The sequence below is a fragment of the Cupriavidus sp. USMAA2-4 genome, from assembly GCF_001854305.1.
Taxonomy (GTDB): domain Bacteria; phylum Pseudomonadota; class Gammaproteobacteria; order Burkholderiales; family Burkholderiaceae; genus Cupriavidus; species Cupriavidus malaysiensis.
The window spans coordinates 2,626,420-2,643,631 of sequence record NZ_CP017748.1 but is presented as its reverse complement, the minus strand read 5'-3'; the positions used below and the strand labels follow the sequence as shown (position 1 = coordinate 2,643,631).

Below are 17,212 nucleotides of genomic sequence, written 5' to 3'. Positions count from 1 at the left end.
TGTTGAAAACTGGGCGCCAGAACCCGCCAAGGCCCGTCAATCAAGGCATCCACCGGCTCGGGGTGTGGCTTAGGCGCAGATCCAATCCTTTTGAAATCAAGCACTTGCAGACACCCCTCAGATGAGTTAGGGAATAACCCGCTCTTGCACTGCGGCAAACCCATCGGTGTGCATAAGTCAAGCCTTGACAAGCAAGAAGCTGCACCGGATTGGCGAAATGGCACAAAAAAGTTTACTTGACAGCGCGTGCGCCGCGCCGTTTACGCCGCCGGCCAGGCAATACAGCCGCTCGCTGCAGCGCATGATCCCGCCGCCGCCTTGCGGCAGGCGGCGTTCCGGGATGTCACGCCTGCGCCGCACGCAGGCGCCGGCTGTGCCGGTGCACCTCGTCAACCAGGATGGTCACGTGCTCGGGCGGCGTGAACTGCGAGATCCCGTGTCCCAGGTTGAACACGTGGCCGTCGCTGCCCCCCGCTGCCGCATAGTCGTCCAGCACGCGCCGGGCCTGTTCGCGGATCGCCGCTTCAGGTGCGAACAGCACGGTCGGATCCAGATTGCCCTGCAGCGCCACGCGCCCGCCGCTGCGCCGGCGCGCCTCGGCGAGGTTGACGGTCCAGTCCAGCCCGACGGCATCGGCGCCGCTGTCGGCGAGCGCTTCCAGCCACAGCCCGCCTCCTTTGGTGAAGACGATGGCTGGCACGCTCTCGCCATCATGGCTGCGGCGGATCCCGGCCAGCACCCGCCGCATATACTCCAGCGAGAAAGCCTGGTAGATCCCGTCGGCCAGGACACCGCCCCAGGTGTCGAACAGCATCACCGCCTGGGCACCCGCCTCGATCTGCGCATTCAGGTAGGCGGTCACGGCCTGGGCGTTGATGTCGAGGATGCGATGCATCAGGTCGGGCCGCGCATACAGCATCGACTTCACGGTGCGGAAGTCGTCCGAGCCGCCGCCCTCCACCATATAACAGGCCAGCGTCCAAGGACTGCCGGAGAAGCCGATCAGCGGCACGCGCTGGCGTCCGTCCTGCACCAGGGCGCGGCGGATCTCGGCCACGGCATCGAAGACGTACTGCAGCGAAGCCATGTCGGGCACGGCGAGTTGCTGGACGTCCGCTTCGGTGCGCAGTGGGCGGGCAAAGCGGGGACCCTCGCCCTGGGCGAAGGACAGGCCCAGGCCCATGGCATCCGGCACGGTCAGGATGTCGGAGAAGAGGATGGCCGCGTCCAGCGGATAGCGGTCGAGCGGCTGCAGGGTGACCTCGGTCGCATAGGCCGGATTCTTGGCCAGGCCGAGAAAGCTGCCGGCGCGCGCGCGCGTGGCGTTGTACTCGGGCAAGTAGCGGCCGGCCTGGCGCATCAGCCACAGCGGCGTGTACTCGGTCGGCTGCCGGCGCAGCGCGCGCAGCAAGGTATCGTTCTGCAAGGCGGTCATGGTCTCCCTCGTAAGACCGCCATTCTAAGGGATAGGCGGCCGGCCACCGGCGCTTCGGCGACGGCGGCGAGCGAACTCAGGCCTCGTCGAGCAGGCTGGTGAAGGACTGGGCCGCGCGGCGCATCCATTCGCGTGCCCGCGCGGCCTCAGGCTGCAGGCGTGCGAAGCCGTGCGTCATACCGGAGGCCTCGATGGTGATCACCGGCGCGCCATGGCGTACAAGGTAGTCGGCATAGGCGAGGCCGTCGTCGCGCAGCACGTCGTGCGCGGCCACCACCACCACGGTAGCGGGGGGCATGTGCCGCGGTGCGGCGCCCATCAGGTGAATGCGCGTGTCTTCCTGCCCGGCGCCGCGTGCGAGCGCCTCGTCGCCGATGAACTGCTGCCAGTACCAGGCCATTTCATCGCGCGTCAGCCCCGGGCCGGCGCCGAAGGCGCGGTAGCTTTCGCTGCTGAAGGCGGGCACCGCGGCCGGATAGATCAGCAGCTGGGCATCGACCAGGCCGGGGTGGGCAAACAGGCTGGCCTGGCTGGCGGCCTGCGCGGCCAGGTGAGCGCCCGCGCTATCGCCAGCGACCGCGAGGAAGGCGGGATCGAAGCCCAGGCGGACGCGTTGCTCGGCCAGCCACAGCAGGGAATCGCTGGCGTCGTCGCAAGGAGCGGGAAAGGGAAACTCGGGAGCCAGGCGGTACTCGACGCTGGCCACGGCGCACCCGGTATCGGCCGCCAGGAAGGCGGCCACGGAATGGTGCGTGTCGCGCGAGCCGACCACCCAGCCGCCGCCATGGAAGTACACCAGCAGCCGCGGGGAGACCTTTCCCTGGGGCCGGAACAGCCGTGCCGCCAGCGTGCGTCCGGGCAGGGGGATCTCGATCTCTTCGGTGCGCAGCATTTCCGCGTCTGGCGCGTGCGACATCAGCGCGATGTCGGCGAAACGGGCCCGCCGGTCCGCGGCATCCCGCGGCACGGGCTGGCCGGCGTAACGTTCGGCGAGGCGCTGGAAATAGGAGAGGAGCTGCGGATCGATGGCCATGGGCGGAAGTGCGAGGACGCTGACTTGGGTACGCGATGGGCAGAGTGTAGCGGTGACGGGGGCGGTACTATGCTCAGCGGCGCATCCATTCGATCTTGCTGCAACGGTCCTGCACCGCCAGCAGGCCGGCCGCCCGGGCCCGCGCCATGGCCAGCTCGTTGACGATGCCGAGCTGCAGCCAGACTCCCCGCAGTCCCAGCGCGATGGCCTCGTCGACGACCGCCAGCGCATCATCCGGCCGGCGGAAGATGTCCACCCAGCCGATCTCGCGCCCCTCGGCGCGCACAGCCGCGACCGCCTCGGCCAGGCTCGCATGGCAAGGTTCGCCCAGGATGCGCTCGCCCGCGTGGCGCGGATTGACCGGCACGATGCGAAAGCCCTGGCGCTGCAGGAAGGCAGCCACCTCGTGGCTGGCCCGCTCCGGCCGGTCGGAAAGACCTGCCACGGCCACCGTCTTCATGGCCAGCATGGCCTGCACCGCGGACTCCATTACCGTCATCGCTCGATCTCCGGCGCGTGCGCGCCTGTCCCGTTGTTTGGTTGGCCAGCCCACATTGTGCGCCGAACGCCTGGAGCCGGCTGGCTCGCCCACCGCCGGCGCAGCAAGGCGATCGTACGCCACATGATATGGGATGAGGATACGCCACAATATCCCGCTTCTGGTGCGGCCTGCTTTGCAACGCATTGCCAAAGCGCAGCATGCACCGCATTTCTGCAACGCTGGATGCCGATTGATGCACGTAACAGGTGTGGCGCCGATCGAGCCGCCACGCGCCAGATACGGCACAAACGGCGCAGATAAGCGGGAATTACGGTCAGATGCGGCTTTCAACTTCTTGCAAAACGATACACTTTGTTACTGCCATCCTAGGAAGTTTCCCCCACAATGGTTTCACAGTAAGCGTTTCGAATGCGCTGGCGCACGCGCCCCTTAGGGGGAGTGGATAAGAAAGCCAGCTGGAAGAAAGCCCAGCAGAATGTCTGAAGTGCCTGGATCGCCCGAACAGATGAGGCTGTCCAGGCTTGCAGGATGACCCGATCGGCGACGCGGCCTTGGCCGGTACGCTCTGATGATGTGATTCCTGAACCGAACCCGTTCCTTCGAATTGACCCCTCGAAGGGATTTTCCCGTCCGCGCGGTGCCTCCCCGGCCCGCGCGTTTTTTTTGCCGGTTCAGGACGAAAGCATAGCGTGCCCGTAAGAAGAAAGGCAGCCTTCCGGCTGCCTTTTTCTCTGTCGCGCAAGAAAACAACAGTCCCGGCGCGCAAGACTCCAGCGACGCCTTAGCGACGCTTGCGGCGCAGGCGCGAGATTGCCGCGAGCTGGGCGGCGGCGACCGCCAGTTCGCTCTGCGCACGCGCCAGATCCAGGTCGCTGCTCTTGTTCTGCAGCGCTTCCTCGGCCGCGCGCTTGGCCTCTTGCGCCTTGGCTTCGTCCAGGTCGGCACCGCGGATAGCGGTATCGGCCAGCACGGTGACGTGCTTGGGCTGGACTTCGAGAATACCGCCGGCAACGAACACGAACTCTTCGCTGCCGTCTTCCTTCTCGATACGCACGGCGCCCGGCTGGATGCGCGTGATCAGCGGCGTGTGGCCGGGCAGGATGCCCAGTTCACCCGCCTCGCCCGGCAGCGCCACGAACTTCGCCTGACCGGAGAAGATCGACGCTTCCGCGCTGACGACGTCTACAAGAATGGTTGCCATGTGAATTCCTTTGTCCCGGTAAGCATCGGCTTCCCGTCGCCGGGAAGCCTGGTTTCCGTCCTGGCGCGCCACCGCTGCCGGCGCGCATCAGGACGAAGACGGTGCTTACTGGAGCTTCTTGGCCTTCTCGAAGGCTTCGTCGATCGAGCCGACCATGTAGAAGGCCTGCTCGGGCAGGTGGTCGCACTCGCCGTCCACCAGCATCTTGAAGCCGCGGATGGTTTCCTTCAGCGGCACGTACTTGCCCGGCGAACCCGTGAACACTTCCGCGACGTGGAAGGGCTGCGACAGGAAACGCTGGATCTTACGAGCGCGCGCCACGGCGAGCTTGTCTTCCGGAGCCAGTTCGTCCATGCCCAGAATCGCGATGATGTCGCGCAGTTCCTTGTAGCGCTGCAGGGTCTGCTGCACGCGGCGGGCGACTTCGTAGTGCTCGGTGCCGACGACTTGCGGGTCGAGCTGGCGCGAGGTCGAGTCGAGCGGATCGACGGCGGGGTAGATACCCAGCGCGGCGATGTCACGCGACAGCACGACGGTCGAGTCCAAGTGCAGGAAGGTGGTGGCCGGCGACGGGTCGGTCAAGTCATCCGCAGGCACGTACACGGCCTGGATCGAGGTGATCGAACCGGTCTTGGTCGAGGTGATGCGTTCCTGCAGCTTGCCCATTTCCTCGGCCAGCGTCGGCTGGTAGCCCACGGCGGAAGGCATACGGCCCAGCAGTGCCGACACTTCGGTACCGGCCAGCGTGTAGCGGTAGATGTTGTCGACGAAGAACAGGATGTCACGGCCTTCGTCGCGGAACTTCTCGGCCATGGTCAGGCCGGAAAGTGCCACGCGCAGACGGTTGCCCGGCGGCTCGTTCATCTGGCCGAACACCATGGCCACCTTGTCGAGCACGTTCGAGTCCTTCATTTCGTGGTAGAAGTCGTTCCCTTCACGGGTACGCTCGCCCACGCCGGCGAACACCGACAGACCGCTGTGCTGCTTGGCGATGTTGTTGATGAGCTCCATCATGTTGACGGTCTTGCCCACGCCGGCGCCACCGAACAGGCCCACCTTGCCGCCCTTGGCGAACGGGCAGACCAGGTCGATCACCTTGATGCCGGTTTCGAGCAGGTCAACCGAGGGCGACAGCTCGTCGAACTTCGGTGCCTTCTGGTGGATCGCGCGCTTCTCGTCCGAAGCGATCGGACCGGCCTCGTCGATGGGGCGGCCCAGCACGTCCATGATGCGGCCCAGGGTACCGTGACCGACCGGCACCGAAATCGGGGCGCCGGTGCCGCGCACGGCCATGCCGCGGCGCAGGCCGTCGGACGAACCCAGCGCGATGGTGCGGACCACGCCGTCACCCAGCTGTTGCTGCACTTCGAAGGTCAGGCCCTTCTCGGCGAACGAGGCCTCGGCGCTGTCTTCCAGCACGAGCGCGTCGTACACCTTGGGCAGCGCGTCGCGGGGGAACTCGATGTCCACCACGGCGCCAATGCACTGCACAATATTTCCGATACTCATTTCGTATCTCCGATAGCTTGAATTCTTGACGCCTCAGACGCGCATCAGACGGCGGCTGCGCCGCTGACGATTTCCGACAGTTCCTTGGTGATCGCGGCCTGGCGGGTCTTGTTGTAGTCCAGCTGCAACTCGCCGATCACGTTCTTGGCATTGTCGGATGCCGCCTTCATGGCCACCATGCGCGCCGACTGCTCGGACGCCATGTTCTCGGCCACGGCCTGGTACACCAGCGCTTCCACGTAGCGGACCAGCAGTTCTTCCACCACGGTCTGGGCGTCGGGCTCGTAGATGTAGTCCCACGAGTACGCGCGCTTTTCTTCCTCGGTCTGGGACAGCTTGTCCGCTGCCAGCGGCAGCAACTGCTCGACCACCGGCTCCTGCTTCATGGTGTTCACGAACTTCGTGTACGCCAGGTACACGGCGTCGATCTCGCCATTGGTGAAGGCATCGAGCTGGACCTTGATCGCGCCGATCAGCTTTTCCAGATGCGGGGTGTCACCGAGATGCACCACGTGCGAAACCACCTTGGCGCCGATACGGCCGAGGAACTGCATGCCCTTGGTACCGATGGCGGTCGCCTGCACCTGCACGCTGCGACCCTGCAGGTCGCGAAGCTCGTTCGTGACCGCGCGCAGCACGTTGGTGTTCAGGCCGCCGCACAGGCCCTTGTCGGTGGTCACCACGATCATGCCGGCACGCTTGACCTCGCGCGCTTCCATGAAGGGGTGCTTGAACTCGGGATTGGCTGCCGCCAGGTGCGCCGCGATATTGCGCACCTTCTCGGCGTAGGGACGGGCATTGCGCATCCGCTCCTGCGCCTTGCGCATCTTGGATGCGGCGACCATCTCCATCGCCTTGGTGATCTTGCGCGTGTTCTGCACGCTCTTGATCTTGGTTCGAATCTCTTTCGTTCCGGCCATATCTTCCTCTCCATTCACGCTGCGCCGGGCGCCACCTTGCGGCGGCGTCCGGCGCAGCGCTGCGGAATCACGTGGTTAGAACGCGGCGGACTTCTTGAAATCCTCGATCGCGGCACGCAGAGCGGCTTCGTCTTCCTTCGAGAGATCCTTGGTGTCCTCGATGCGGTTGACGAGGTCGGCGTACTTCGACTTCAGGTGGTCGTGCAGGCCCTTCTCGAACGGCAGCAGGTCCTTCACTTCCACGTTGTCGAGGAAGCCGTTGTTGGCAGCGTACAGCGACGCGGCCAGCTGCCACACCTGCAGCGGCTGGTACTGCGGCTGCTTCAGCAGTTCGGTCACGCGGCGGCCGCGCTCGAGCTGCTTGCGGGTAGCGTCGTCCAGGTCCGAGGCGAACTGCGCGAACGCAGCCAGTTCACGGTACTGGGCCAGGTCGGTACGGATACCGCCGGACAGCTTCTTGACGACCTTGGTCTGGGCGGCACCGCCGACGCGCGACACCGAGATACCGGCGTTGATAGCGGGGCGGATACCGGCGTTGAACAGGTCGGTTTCCAGGAAGATCTGGCCGTCGGTGATCGAGATCACGTTGGTCGGCACGAATGCGGACACGTCGCCGGCCTGCGTTTCGATCACGGGCAGCGCGGTCAGCGAACCGGTCTTGCCCTTGACGGCGCCATTGGTGAACTTCTCGACGTAGTCGGCGTTCACGCGGGCGGCACGCTCCAGCAGGCGCGAGTGCAGGTAGAACACGTCGCCGGGGTAGGCTTCGCGGCCCGGCGGGCGGCGCAGCAGCAGCGACACCTGACGGTAGGCCCAGGCCTGCTTGGTCAGGTCGTCATAGACGATCAGCGCATCTTCGCCGCGGTCGCGGAAGTATTCGCCCATCGTGCAGCCGGCGTAGGCGGCCAGGTACTGCATGGCGGCCGAGTCCGAAGCGGCGGCGGCGACGACGATGGTGTATTCCATCGCGCCGTGCTCTTCCAGCTTGCGCACCACGTTGGCGATCGTCGAAGCCTTCTGGCCGATTGCCACGTACACGCAGAAGACGCCCTTGCCCTTCTGGTTGATGATCGAGTCGACGGCGACAGCGGTCTTGCCGGTCTGGCGGTCGCCGATGATCAGCTCGCGCTGGCCGCGGCCGATCGGCACCATGGCGTCGATCGACTTCAGGCCGGTCTGCACCGGCTGGCTCACCGACTGGCGCGCGATCACGCCCGGCGCGACCTTCTCGATCACGTCGGTTTCCTTGGCGTTGATCGGGCCCTTGCCGTCGATCGGCTGGCCCAGCGTGTTGACCACGCGGCCCAGCAGTTCCTTGCCCACGGGCACTTCCAGAATGCGGCCGGTGCACTTGACCGTGTCGCCTTCGGAAATGTGTTCGTACTCACCCAGCACCACGGCGCCGACCGAGTCGCGCTCGAGGTTCAGCGCGAGGCCGAAGGTGTTGCCCGGGAATTCCAGCATCTCGCCCTGCATCACGCCGGACAGGCCGTGCACGCGGCAGATACCATCGGTCACGGAAATCACCGTGCCGGTGTTGCGCACTTCAGCGTCGGCGCCAAGGCCCGAGATGCGGGACTTGATCAGCTCGCTGATTTCTGAGGGGTTCAGTTGCATCACAATGCTCCTAATTCTTCAATCCGTCGGCCGGTGCGCTCAATGGCGCATCATGCGGTCAGCGCGGCTTGCATGGAAGCCAGGCGCGCGCGCACCGAGGTGTCGAGCACTTCGTCGCCGACCTTGACGCATACGCCGCCGATCAGGGACGGGTCGACCGCCACCTTGGGTTGCAGCTTGCGGCCGAACTTGCGCTCGAGCGCGGCGACCAGGTCGTTCAACTGGGCACCTTCCATCGGGAAGGCACTGGTGATCTCGACATCGGCCGAACCTTCGCGGGCGTTCTTGAGCACATGGAATTGCTCGGCGATCTCCGGCAGCACGATCAGGCGGTTGTTTTCCACCAGCAGCTGGACGAAGCGCTTGGCTTCGTCGTTGACCGGAGACTTCAGCACCGAGAGGAACGTCTCGGCCAGCTTCTCGCCGGGCACGTTCGGATCGGTGGCGAGCGCCTGCATGTCGGGGTTGGCGGCAACCTGCCCCATCTCCGACATCAGCTCGGACCATGCACCCAGATTGCCTGCGCTCGATTCGCTGGCGGCGCGGAACAGCGCCTCAGCGTAGGGACGGGCAATGGTTGCGGTTTCTGCCATGATTAGAGCTCAGCCTTGAGTTGGTTGAGCAGATCGGCGTGGACCTGCGCATTCACTTCACGCTTGAGGATCTGCTCGGCACCCTTGACGGCCAGCACGGAGACCTGGTCGCGCAATTGCTCGCGCGCCTTGGTGACCTGCTGCTCGGCGTCGGTCTTGGCCTGGGCGATGATGCGCGCGGCTTCGGCCTGAGCGTTCTGCTTGATCTCGTCGGCGACCAGCTGGGCGCGCTTCTCGGCGTCGGCAACGCGCTGCGCGCCTTCCGTGCGGGCTTCGGACATGGCCTGGTCCACGCGCTTGTTGGCGAGTTCGAGCTCAGCCTTGCCCTTCTCGGCGGCGGCGAGGCCATCGGCGATCTTCTTTGCGCGTTCGTCGAGCGCCTTCACCAGCGGCGGCCAAATGAATTTGGCAACAACCCACCACAGGATGAAGAACACGACCATCTGCGCAAGAAACGTTGCGTTCAGATTCATGGTGTGTTCCTTTCGGTAATCAAACTACAGATAAATGCGCAAAAGGCGGCCAGGCTGGTGGCCCGCGCCGCCCGTCAGCATCATGCAGACCGAAAAGAATTACTTGATGACAGCCAGCAGCGGGTTGGCGAAGGCGAACAGCATGGCCACACCCACACCGATCAGGAATGCCGCGTCGATCAGGCCAGCCAGCAGGAACATCTTGGTCTGCAGCGGGTTCATCAGCTCGGGCTGACGTGCGCAGGCTTCGATGTACTTGCCACCCATCAGGGCGATACCCAGGCAGGCGCCGATTGCGCCCAGACCGATGATGATGCCGATGCCGATAGCGGTCAGACCCTGGATGTTGGCGAGAAATGCTTGCATGATGACTCCTTTAATTTAGAGAGACTTAGAACCAAAAAACCAAAAAACCAAAAACCGGAAATCAGTGGTGATCGTGTGCCTGGCCGATGTACACCAGCGTCAGCATCATGAAAATGAAGGCTTGCAGCAGCACGATCAGGATGTGGAAGATCGCCCACACGGCACCCGCCAGCACATGGCCGACGAAGCCCAGCGCGCTCAGGTCGGCGCCGAAGGTCCACATCGAACCCAGCAGTGCGATCAGCAGGAACACCAGTTCGCCGGCGTACATGTTGCCGAACAACCGCATGCCGAGCGAGACGGCCTTGGCCAGGAACTCGATGATGTTGAGGACCAGGTTGAACGGGGCCAGGTACCACTTGGCGCCGAACGGGGCCGAGAACAGCTCGTGCATGAAGCCGCCCGCGCCCTTGATCTTGAAGCTGTAGTAGATCATCAGGATCAGCACCGAGAACGACATGCCCAGCGTGCCGTTCAGGTCGGCCGTGGCGACCGCGCGGTGGTGCGGCAGGTGCAGGTGGAAGATGCCGAGGAAGCTGTTGAGGCCGGTGACCCAGTCGACCGGGATCAGGTCGACCGCGTTCATGATGGTGATCCAGCAGAACACCATCAGGGCCAGCGGGGCGATCCAGGAACGGTCGCCGTGGATGATGCCCTTGGCCTGGTCGTCGACCATCTCGACGATCATCTCGACGAAGGCCTGGAAGCGGCCCGGCACGCCGGCGGTAACGCGGCGCGCGGCGATCATCAGGAAGCCGACGGCGATCAGGCCGCACAGCACCGACCAGAAGATCGTGTCATAGTTGAGAACGCTGAAGTCGACCACGGAGGCTTGCTTGCCGCCGATGGAGTTCAGGTTCTGCAAGTGTTCGGCGATATAGCCGGAGGGTGTCAGCGCGTGTTCCGCGCCCGGGATGGCTTCAGACATGTCGAACGAACGGTATATTGAGAAATCTGCCGCACCGGCGCGGCGCTCTGCCTGCGCCCGGTATGTTTCTTGCTCCGCCTTCGGCCCAGTGGCCGGTCACCGCGTGCAAGACCCTGTTAACCTATCCGTGCCCCGCGTCACCGTGATGACGCGCGCACTGCAACCCTTGAAAATCCACCTGCGCGCCCCATTTCGGAGCAAGGCGCCGCTTCCGGCCCCGGTCGCCCCGGGCAGCGCACTAGCGTATGGCCAGCGCCACCCAATAGGACTTGAGTGCAAGCAGGAACGTGACAAGCATCGGCACCCAGCGCAGATCGTGGTACAGCACTACCACCAGCACGAACAGTGCGGCGGTGCCGAACACCTTGATCGCTTCGCCAACGACCAGACCACTGATCGACGGACGCGCGCGCATCATCCACAGGCGCAGCGCGAAGAAGCCGCTCGGCACGAAGCACACCATGCCGCCGAACCAGGCCGACCAGGCCGATGCCGCACCGGGCCGGCCGAACCAGCCCCACGCCGCTGCCGACAACAGGGTCACCACCACCTGGACCAGTACCACCTTGCCAGGTGTCATGCGCGATGCGCGTAGCGCGCGCTCGCCGAAGAGGTTCACCGCGTCGGCATGCGACAGCGGTTCGACGATGTCGTCCTCTGTCTCCGCCTCGTCCGTCCAGTCTGCCCTGCGGGCCTTGTCTTCCCGATGCACCGCGTCCGCTTGCGGACCTGTCGCGTGATCGGTATCCGGGCCTTGCCGGTGTTGCTGCTGACGGTCTCGAGCCACTACCCTGCCTGCCTCGTTCCAGGCCGGAACTTTTCGGTCCGACCAGAATTCAAACCGCACGATTTTAAGGGGATTCCCCGATTCGAGTCAATCTGCTTACATTTGCCTTGCGAGATCGGCGCGGCAGCCGCGCCACGCCTTTGCCTTCAGCATGGGGCGGAAACGGCGGCGCGACAACGATGTGCGGGGTAATCGCACCGATTGCGATGCGGCCGCTGCATGGCGCCGTCCCTTCAGGACGGACCGGACTCAGGCGACGCGCTGGTCGCCGACCGCGCCACGCAGGCGCACCAGCACTTCATCCAGCGCGTCGTTGCTGGTGAAGCGCACGGTCAACTGGCCCTTGCCACGTGTATTGAGCTTGATCTGCACCGGCAGGCCGAGCGCATCCGAGAGTTCTTCTTCGAGACGGGCCACATCGCGCCCGCCTGCACCGGCACGGTGCTTCAGCGATGTCAGCTCGACCGGTTTCAGTGCGGCGGCAACCAGCTTCTCGGTCTCGCGCACCGACAGCCGCTTGTTGACGACCTGATTCGCCAGTGTGATCTGGGTGGCGCCGTCCACGGCCAGCAGCGCGCGCGCGTGGCCCATGTCGAGATCCCCGGCCATCAGCATGGTCTGCACCGGCTGGGCGAGATTGAGCAGGCGCAGCAGGTTGGAGACCGCGCTGCGCGAGCGGCCCACCGCTTCGGCGGCCTGCTCGTGGGTGAAGCGGAATTCGCGGATCAGGCGCATGATGCCCTGCGCCTCCTCCAGCGGGTTCAGGTCTTCGCGCTGGATGTTCTCGATCAGCGCCATCGCGGCCGCGACTTCGTCGGCCACCTCCTTCACCAGCACCGGTACCTTGTCCAGGCCCGCCAGCTTGGAGGCGCGGAAGCGCCGCTCACCGGCGATGATCTCGTAGCGATCGGGCTCGGCCACGCGGCGCACCAGGATCGGCTGCATCAGGCCCTGGGCGCGGATGCTCGCCGCCAGCTCCTGCAGCGCGCCCTCGTCCATGCGTGTGCGCGGCTGGTACTTGCCGGGCTGCAGCTGGTCCAGCCGCAGCACCTGCGGCGCGCCCTCCTGCCTGGCCGTCTCGACGATTTCGGCAGGGCCGCCCAGCAACGCCTCGAGGCCACGGCCCAGTCCCTTCTTCTTTACGGTACTCATGCTCGCTTCCTTGCTGCGCGCGGCGGACGCCACGCCTGTCCAGCCATCAATGTATGCAAATGTACTCAGCCAAGCTGCTTAACGCGGGCGATCATCTCCGCGCCGAAGTCGAGATAGGCTTTCGCGCCCTTGGACGAGGCATCGAAAGCAACGCCCGGCATGCCGTACGACGGTGCCTCGGCAAGGCGCACATTGCGCGGGATCACGGTCTTGAACACCTTGTCGCCGAAGTGCGCCTCCAGCTGCGCCGATACCTGCTGCTGCAGCGTGACACGGGGATCGAACATGACGCGCAGCAGGCCGATCACCTTGAGGTCGCGGTTCAGGTTGGCGTGGACCTGCTTGATGGTATTGACCAGATCCGACAGGCCCTCGAGCGCGAAGTACTCGCATTGCATCGGCACGATCACGCCATGCGCTGCGCAAAGTCCATTGAGGGTCAGCAGCGACAGCGAGGGCGGGCAGTCGATCAGCACGAAGTCATAATCGGCATCGACCTCGGCGATGGCCTGCTTGAGCCGGCGTTCGCGCTGTTCCAGCTCGACCAGCTCCACCTCGGCACCCGCCAGCTCGCGGTTGGCGGGCAGCACATCGTACTTGCCGGACTCCGAACGCTGGCGCGCCTGTGGAATCGTGGCCAGGCCGACCAGCACCTGGTAGACGCTGTGCTCCAGCGACTGCTTGTCGATGCCCGAGCCCATCGAGGCGTTGCCCTGCGGATCGAGGTCGACCAGCAGCACGCGCTGATCCTGGGCGGCCAGGCCGGCGGCGAGGTTCACCGTGGTGGTGGTCTTGCCCACCCCGCCCTTCTGGTTTGCGATCACGAATACCTTGGCCATATGCTTCAGAGGCTCCTGCTTGTCATTCGATAGGCCGGAACGGGCGGCGCCAGGTGGCCGTGCCCTCTCCGGCATGGGTTCAGCGGCGCGACAGCACCACCAGGTGCCGTTCGGCGTCCAGTTCGGGAACAGCCAGGCGCGGCACGGCGTCCAGTTGCCAGTCGGCCATCAGGCCGGCTGCCTCCATCCGTTCCAGTTCAGCGTGCGGGTAGACGCCCTTCATCGCGACCAGCTTGCCGCCCGGCGCCAGCAGGTGGCCCGACAGGGTGACGAAATCGACCAGCTCGGCAAAAGCACGCGAAGTGATCACGGCGAAGCCCTGGGCATCGTCCAGTTTTTCCACCGGCCCCCAGTGCGCACCGGCATTCGACAGGCCGAGCTGCGCCCGGCACTGGGTCAGGAAGGCGGTCTTCTTCTGCACGATATCGACCATCAGCACCGACAGGTCCGGACAGGAGATAGCCAGCGGCAGGCCCGGCATGCCACCGCCCGAACCGACGTCCAGCACCCTGCCCCGCGCCGGAGGCGTCACGGCGGCTGCGCGCGCGGCCTCGGCCAGCGCCGGCACCGCTGCCAGCGAATCCAGCAGGTGATGGCTCAGCATCTCGTCGGGATGGCGGATGGCGGTCAGGTTGTAGACCCCGTTCCACTTGCGCAGCAGCGCCAGATAGGCGAGCAAGGTATCCACTTGTCCTGGCGCGAGCGCCAGGCCGATGGCCGACAGGCCGGCTTCGAGCCGGCGGCGCAGCGCGGTGTCGTCCGCGCCGGCGAAGGATTTCGGCGCCGTCACTCAGGCCGCCTCTTGCGGAGGCTGGCCCGTGCCGGCCTGGGCGGGCTGGCCGGCCTTGCGTCCCATGCCCTTCTTCTTCAGGTGAACCAGCAGCAGCGAGATCGCAGCAGGTGTGACGCCAGAGATACGCGAAGCCTGGCCCAGCGTTTCCGGGCGATGCTGGTTGAGTTTCTGGCTGACTTCGAAGCCCAGGCCGCGGACTTCGGTGTAGTCGAAGTCCGGTGGCAGCCGGGTTGCCTCATTGGCACCGAGCTTGTCCACCTCGGCCGCCTGGCGGGCGATGTAACCGTGGTACTTGATGCCGATCTCGATCTGCTCACGGATCTGGTCCGCGATCATCGGCTCGGCATCGAGCGGAGCCTCGGCTGCATGGCGCCCGCCCTGCAGCGCCATCAGCGCTTCATAGCTGACACCGGGACGGCGCAGCAGATCGGCCAGGCTGTATTCACGCTCGATGGCCTTGCCCAGCAGCGGCACCGCGTCCTCGGGCGGTAGCAGCGCCGGGTTGACCCAGGTGCTCTTGAGTCGTTCTGTTTCACGTGAAACAGCGTCGCGCTTGCGGTTGAACGCATCCCAACGCACGTCGTCAACCACACCAAGCTCCCGGCCGGCTTCGGTCAGGCGCATATCGGCGTTGTCCTCGCGCAGGCTCAGGCGGAACTCGGCACGGCTGGTGAACATGCGGTAGGGCTCGGTCACGCCGCGCGTGATCAGATCGTCCACCAGCACGCCGAGGTAGGCCTGATCGCGCCGCGGCGTCCACGGATCCCGCTCGCGCGCGAAGCAGCCGGCATTGATGCCAGCCAGCAGGCCCTGGGCCGCGGCTTCTTCGTAGCCGGTGGTGCCATTGATCTGGCCGGCGAAGAACAGGCCTTCGATCGCCTTGCTCTCCAGCGAAGCCTTCAGCGCGCGCGGGTCGAAGTAGTCGTACTCGATGGCATAGCCGGGGCGCAGGATATGTGCGCTTTCCAGGCCACGGATCGAGTGCACCAGTTCCAGCTGCACGTCGAATGGCAGGCTGGTCGAGATGCCATTCGGATAGAACTCGTTCGTGGTCAGCCCTTCCGGCTCGAGGAAGATCTGGTGGCTCTCCTTGCTGGCGAAGCGATGGATCTTGTCCTCGATGGAGGGGCAATAGCGCGGCCCCACTCCTTCGATGACGCCCGTGTACATCGGCGAGCGGTCGAGGCCGCCACGGATGATGTCGTGGGTCAGTCCGTTGGTATGGGTGATCCAGCACGGCAGCTGTTGCGGATGCTGTTCAGGGCGGCCCAGGAAGGAGAACACCGGCACGGGATCAAGATCGCCCGGCTGCTCTTCCATGACCGTGAAATCGATGGTGCGGCCGTCGATCCGGGGCGGTGTGCCGGTCTTCAGGCGGCCCTGCGGCAGCTTCAGCTCCTTGAGGCGTGCCGACAGCGATACCGCGGCGGGATCGCCGGCGCGTCCGCCGGTGTAATTATCCAGGCCGACGTGGATCTTGCCGTCCAGGAAGGTACCCGCAGTCAGCACCACGGCGCGGGCGCGGAAAGCGATGCCGACCTGGGTCATCGCCCCGACCACGCGGTCACCCTCCACCATCAGGTCGTCGACCGCCTGCTGGAACAGCATCAGGTTCGGCTGGTTCTCCAGCCGGGTGCGGATCGCCTTGCGATACAGCACGCGGTCAGCCTGGGCACGCGTGGCGCGCACGGCCGGTCCCTTGCTGGAGTTGAGAATGCGGAACTGGATGCCGGCCTCGTCGGTGGCGGCGGCCATCGCCCCACCCATGGCATCGACTTCCTTGACCAGATGCCCCTTGCCGATGCCGCCAATGGACGGATTGCAGCTCATCTGCCCCAAGGTCTCGATGTTATGGGTCAGCAGCAGGGTCTGGCAGCCCATACGGGCTGCGGCAAGCGCCGCCTCGGTGCCGGCATGGCCACCGCCGACGACGATAACGTCGAACTCTTTCGGGTAAAGCATGGGGACACCTCCTCCAGGAGGTCGCGAGGGAAAACGGGATGTCGAATTATAGCGGCATTCGACTACGCGGCCTTTTCAGCCGGCGTGTGTTTCACGTGAAACATCGCCAATGCGAAGCGGTCGGCACCTCGACTGTGTTCCACGTGAAACATCGAATCCGGACACAAAAAAGCCGGGCATGGAATGCCCGGCCAGTGTTTCACGTGGAACAACGGCTTGCCCCGCTCAGAGCTGCCTGCGCAGGTAGTGCGCGATCTCCTCGGTCAGCAGGCCCAGGTCACGCTGCAGCTTGGCGAAGCCGCCGTTGCGCTCGCGGCTCACCTCGTCCATGTAGAGCGGGCGGCGGATCTCGATCTGCAGACTGTTGCGGCGCTCTGCCGGCCGGCCGATGCGCGCGATCAACTGCACGCCTTTGTAGGGATCATTGCGCGCCACCGTGTATCCCATGCCGCGCAGCACCGTCTCGACCAGGTCCACGATGCCAGGCTCGCAGGTGCTGCCGTCGCGATCGCCCAGCACGAAGTCCGCCAGCGGATGCGGGCTCTGGATCTTCAAGCGCTCGTAGGCATTGTTCGGCATCGAATGCAGGTTCAGGTGCCAGACCGCTCCGAAGCGTCGATGGGCCGCCTCGACGGCCTCCCCCAGTGCGGCATGGTAGGGCCGGTAGTAACGGTCGATCCGTTGCCGGACCTCATCCACGCCGAGCTTGCGCGCATAGATCGGCGTGGACGAGTCCATCCGGCTCCACACCAGGCCATAGCCCAGGCGCGTCTTCTCTCCCGGCGCAAGCGGCTCCGGCCACGCCCCTTCGAGCAGTTCCGGATCGAGATCCTCCAGCGTCCGGTTGGGGTCGATGTAGACGCGCGGGAACGTCGCCGCGAGCAGCGTGCCGCCGACGCGCGGCACATGCTCCCACAAGGCCTCGACGTGGGTATCCTCGCCGCCGCGCAGTCGCTGCGGCGGCAGCACCGAGCCGAAATCGGCCGGGTAGAAGGTCCCGCTGTGCGGTGAATCGCACACCAGCGGCACGCCCTCCCCCTCTTCCGCCTGCCACAGGAGAAACGGTGCCGGCGCCGCCGGCTTGTCGAACGATGCCGTCATG

The 17,212-nt window shown here is 65.4% G+C and carries 17 protein-coding genes; all 17 read right to left on the bottom strand.

The genetic code is table 11. The annotated features are described in order from the left end of the window. Positions 1 to 343: 343 nt before the first annotated feature. The 17 genes from hemE to BKK79_RS11475 all read right to left on the bottom strand — a co-directional run bounded on the left by hemE (position 344) and on the right by BKK79_RS11475 (position 17,211). A complete protein-coding gene (gene hemE, locus BKK79_RS11555) occupies positions 344 to 1,435 on the bottom strand; it encodes a uroporphyrinogen decarboxylase (protein WP_071010382.1) in 1,092 nt (363 codons plus the stop codon). 76 nt (positions 1,436 to 1,511) lie between these two features. Beyond that, the gene (locus tag BKK79_RS11550) at positions 1,512 to 2,468 is read right to left on the bottom strand and encodes an alpha/beta hydrolase (RefSeq protein WP_071037746.1); all 957 of its coding nucleotides are present in this window, start codon (positions 2,466 to 2,468) and stop codon (positions 1,512 to 1,514) included. A 73-nt stretch (positions 2,469 to 2,541) separates the two neighbouring features. Next, positions 2,542 to 2,967 carry a CoA-binding protein gene (locus tag BKK79_RS11545; protein WP_071037745.1) on the bottom strand — a complete coding sequence of 142 codons (426 nt, stop codon included), beginning with the start codon at positions 2,965 to 2,967 and terminating at the stop codon, positions 2,542 to 2,544. Positions 2,968 to 3,751: 784 nt separating this feature from the next. Continuing rightward, positions 3,752 to 4,171: a F0F1 ATP synthase subunit epsilon gene (locus tag BKK79_RS11540; protein WP_071010386.1), complete on the bottom strand. Its 420-nt coding sequence runs from the start codon at positions 4,169 to 4,171 to the stop codon at positions 3,752 to 3,754. Between the two features lie 105 nt (positions 4,172 to 4,276). Further along, positions 4,277 to 5,680 (bottom strand): F0F1 ATP synthase subunit beta, encoded by a 1,404-nt coding sequence (gene atpD, locus BKK79_RS11535; RefSeq protein ID WP_071010388.1) that lies wholly within the window; start codon positions 5,678 to 5,680, stop codon positions 4,277 to 4,279. A gap of 44 nt (positions 5,681 to 5,724) precedes the next feature. After that, positions 5,725 to 6,600 carry a F0F1 ATP synthase subunit gamma gene (gene atpG, locus BKK79_RS11530; RefSeq protein ID WP_071010390.1) on the bottom strand — a complete coding sequence of 292 codons (876 nt, stop codon included), beginning with the start codon at positions 6,598 to 6,600 and terminating at the stop codon, positions 5,725 to 5,727. A 75-nt stretch (positions 6,601 to 6,675) separates the two neighbouring features. Next, positions 6,676 to 8,217, bottom strand: coding sequence for a F0F1 ATP synthase subunit alpha (gene atpA / locus BKK79_RS11525; RefSeq protein WP_071010392.1), 1,542 nt, complete (start codon positions 8,215 to 8,217; stop codon positions 6,676 to 6,678). 50 nt (positions 8,218 to 8,267) lie between these two features. Next, positions 8,268 to 8,810, bottom strand: a complete 543-nt coding sequence (locus BKK79_RS11520; protein ID WP_071010396.1) for a F0F1 ATP synthase subunit delta — start codon at positions 8,808 to 8,810, stop codon at positions 8,268 to 8,270. A gap of 2 nt (positions 8,811 to 8,812) precedes the next feature. Next, entirely contained in the window at positions 8,813 to 9,283 is a 471-nt protein-coding gene (locus BKK79_RS11515) for a F0F1 ATP synthase subunit B (protein ID WP_071010398.1), read from the bottom strand. Positions 9,284 to 9,382: 99 nt separating this feature from the next. Beyond that, complete coding sequence (gene atpE, locus BKK79_RS11510) at positions 9,383 to 9,649, bottom strand: F0F1 ATP synthase subunit C (protein ID WP_013958389.1); 267 nt, start codon at positions 9,647 to 9,649, stop codon at positions 9,383 to 9,385. 61 nt (positions 9,650 to 9,710) lie between these two features. Beyond that, positions 9,711 to 10,577: a F0F1 ATP synthase subunit A gene (atpB, locus tag BKK79_RS11505; protein WP_071010400.1), complete on the bottom strand. Its 867-nt coding sequence runs from the start codon at positions 10,575 to 10,577 to the stop codon at positions 9,711 to 9,713. A gap of 238 nt (positions 10,578 to 10,815) precedes the next feature. Then, positions 10,816 to 11,289 carry an ATP synthase subunit I gene (locus BKK79_RS11500; RefSeq protein WP_071010401.1) on the bottom strand — a complete coding sequence of 158 codons (474 nt, stop codon included), beginning with the start codon at positions 11,287 to 11,289 and terminating at the stop codon, positions 10,816 to 10,818. Between the two features lie 324 nt (positions 11,290 to 11,613). Next, complete coding sequence (locus BKK79_RS11495; RefSeq protein ID WP_071010403.1) at positions 11,614 to 12,516, bottom strand: ParB/RepB/Spo0J family partition protein; 903 nt, start codon at positions 12,514 to 12,516, stop codon at positions 11,614 to 11,616. Between the two features lie 65 nt (positions 12,517 to 12,581). Continuing rightward, positions 12,582 to 13,355 carry a ParA family protein gene (locus BKK79_RS11490; protein WP_071010405.1) on the bottom strand — a complete coding sequence of 258 codons (774 nt, stop codon included), beginning with the start codon at positions 13,353 to 13,355 and terminating at the stop codon, positions 12,582 to 12,584. A gap of 79 nt (positions 13,356 to 13,434) precedes the next feature. Next, positions 13,435 to 14,145, bottom strand: a complete 711-nt coding sequence (gene rsmG / locus BKK79_RS11485) for a 16S rRNA (guanine(527)-N(7))-methyltransferase RsmG (protein ID WP_071010406.1) — start codon at positions 14,143 to 14,145, stop codon at positions 13,435 to 13,437. Continuing rightward, a complete protein-coding gene (gene mnmG / locus BKK79_RS11480; protein WP_071037744.1) occupies positions 14,146 to 16,110 on the bottom strand; it encodes a tRNA uridine-5-carboxymethylaminomethyl(34) synthesis enzyme MnmG in 1,965 nt (654 codons plus the stop codon). A gap of 225 nt (positions 16,111 to 16,335) precedes the next feature. Continuing rightward, positions 16,336 to 17,211, bottom strand: a complete 876-nt coding sequence (locus BKK79_RS11475; RefSeq protein WP_071037743.1) for an N-formylglutamate amidohydrolase — start codon at positions 17,209 to 17,211, stop codon at positions 16,336 to 16,338. Position 17,212 lies beyond the last annotated feature (1 nt).

Coding starts and splice junctions, on each gene's coding strand:
- atpD (WP_071010388.1), bottom strand. CDS start 5,680: ATGAGTATCGGAAATATTGTGCAGTGCATTGGCGCCGTGGTGGACATC.
- BKK79_RS11545 (WP_071037745.1), bottom strand. CDS start 2,967: ATGACGGTAATGGAGTCCGCGGTGCAGGCCATGCTGGCCATGAAGACG.
- BKK79_RS11490 (WP_071010405.1), bottom strand. CDS start 13,355: ATGGCCAAGGTATTCGTGATCGCAAACCAGAAGGGCGGGGTGGGCAAG.
- BKK79_RS11550 (WP_071037746.1), bottom strand. CDS start 2,468: ATGGCCATCGATCCGCAGCTCCTCTCCTATTTCCAGCGCCTCGCCGAA.
- BKK79_RS11475 (WP_071037743.1), bottom strand. CDS start 17,211: ATGACGGCATCGTTCGACAAGCCGGCGGCGCCGGCACCGTTTCTCCTG.
- mnmG (WP_071037744.1), bottom strand. CDS start 16,110: ATGCTTTACCCGAAAGAGTTCGACGTTATCGTCGTCGGCGGTGGCCAT.
- atpB (WP_071010400.1), bottom strand. CDS start 10,577: ATGTCTGAAGCCATCCCGGGCGCGGAACACGCGCTGACACCCTCCGGC.
- BKK79_RS11515 (WP_071010398.1), bottom strand. CDS start 9,283: ATGAATCTGAACGCAACGTTTCTTGCGCAGATGGTCGTGTTCTTCATC.
- BKK79_RS11495 (WP_071010403.1), bottom strand. CDS start 12,516: ATGAGTACCGTAAAGAAGAAGGGACTGGGCCGTGGCCTCGAGGCGTTG.
- hemE (WP_071010382.1), bottom strand. CDS start 1,435: ATGACCGCCTTGCAGAACGATACCTTGCTGCGCGCGCTGCGCCGGCAG.
- BKK79_RS11540 (WP_071010386.1), bottom strand. CDS start 4,171: ATGGCAACCATTCTTGTAGACGTCGTCAGCGCGGAAGCGTCGATCTTC.
- atpG (WP_071010390.1), bottom strand. CDS start 6,600: ATGGCCGGAACGAAAGAGATTCGAACCAAGATCAAGAGCGTGCAGAAC.
- atpA (WP_071010392.1), bottom strand. CDS start 8,217: ATGCAACTGAACCCCTCAGAAATCAGCGAGCTGATCAAGTCCCGCATC.
- atpE (WP_013958389.1), bottom strand. CDS start 9,649: ATGCAAGCATTTCTCGCCAACATCCAGGGTCTGACCGCTATCGGCATC.
- BKK79_RS11520 (WP_071010396.1), bottom strand. CDS start 8,810: ATGGCAGAAACCGCAACCATTGCCCGTCCCTACGCTGAGGCGCTGTTC.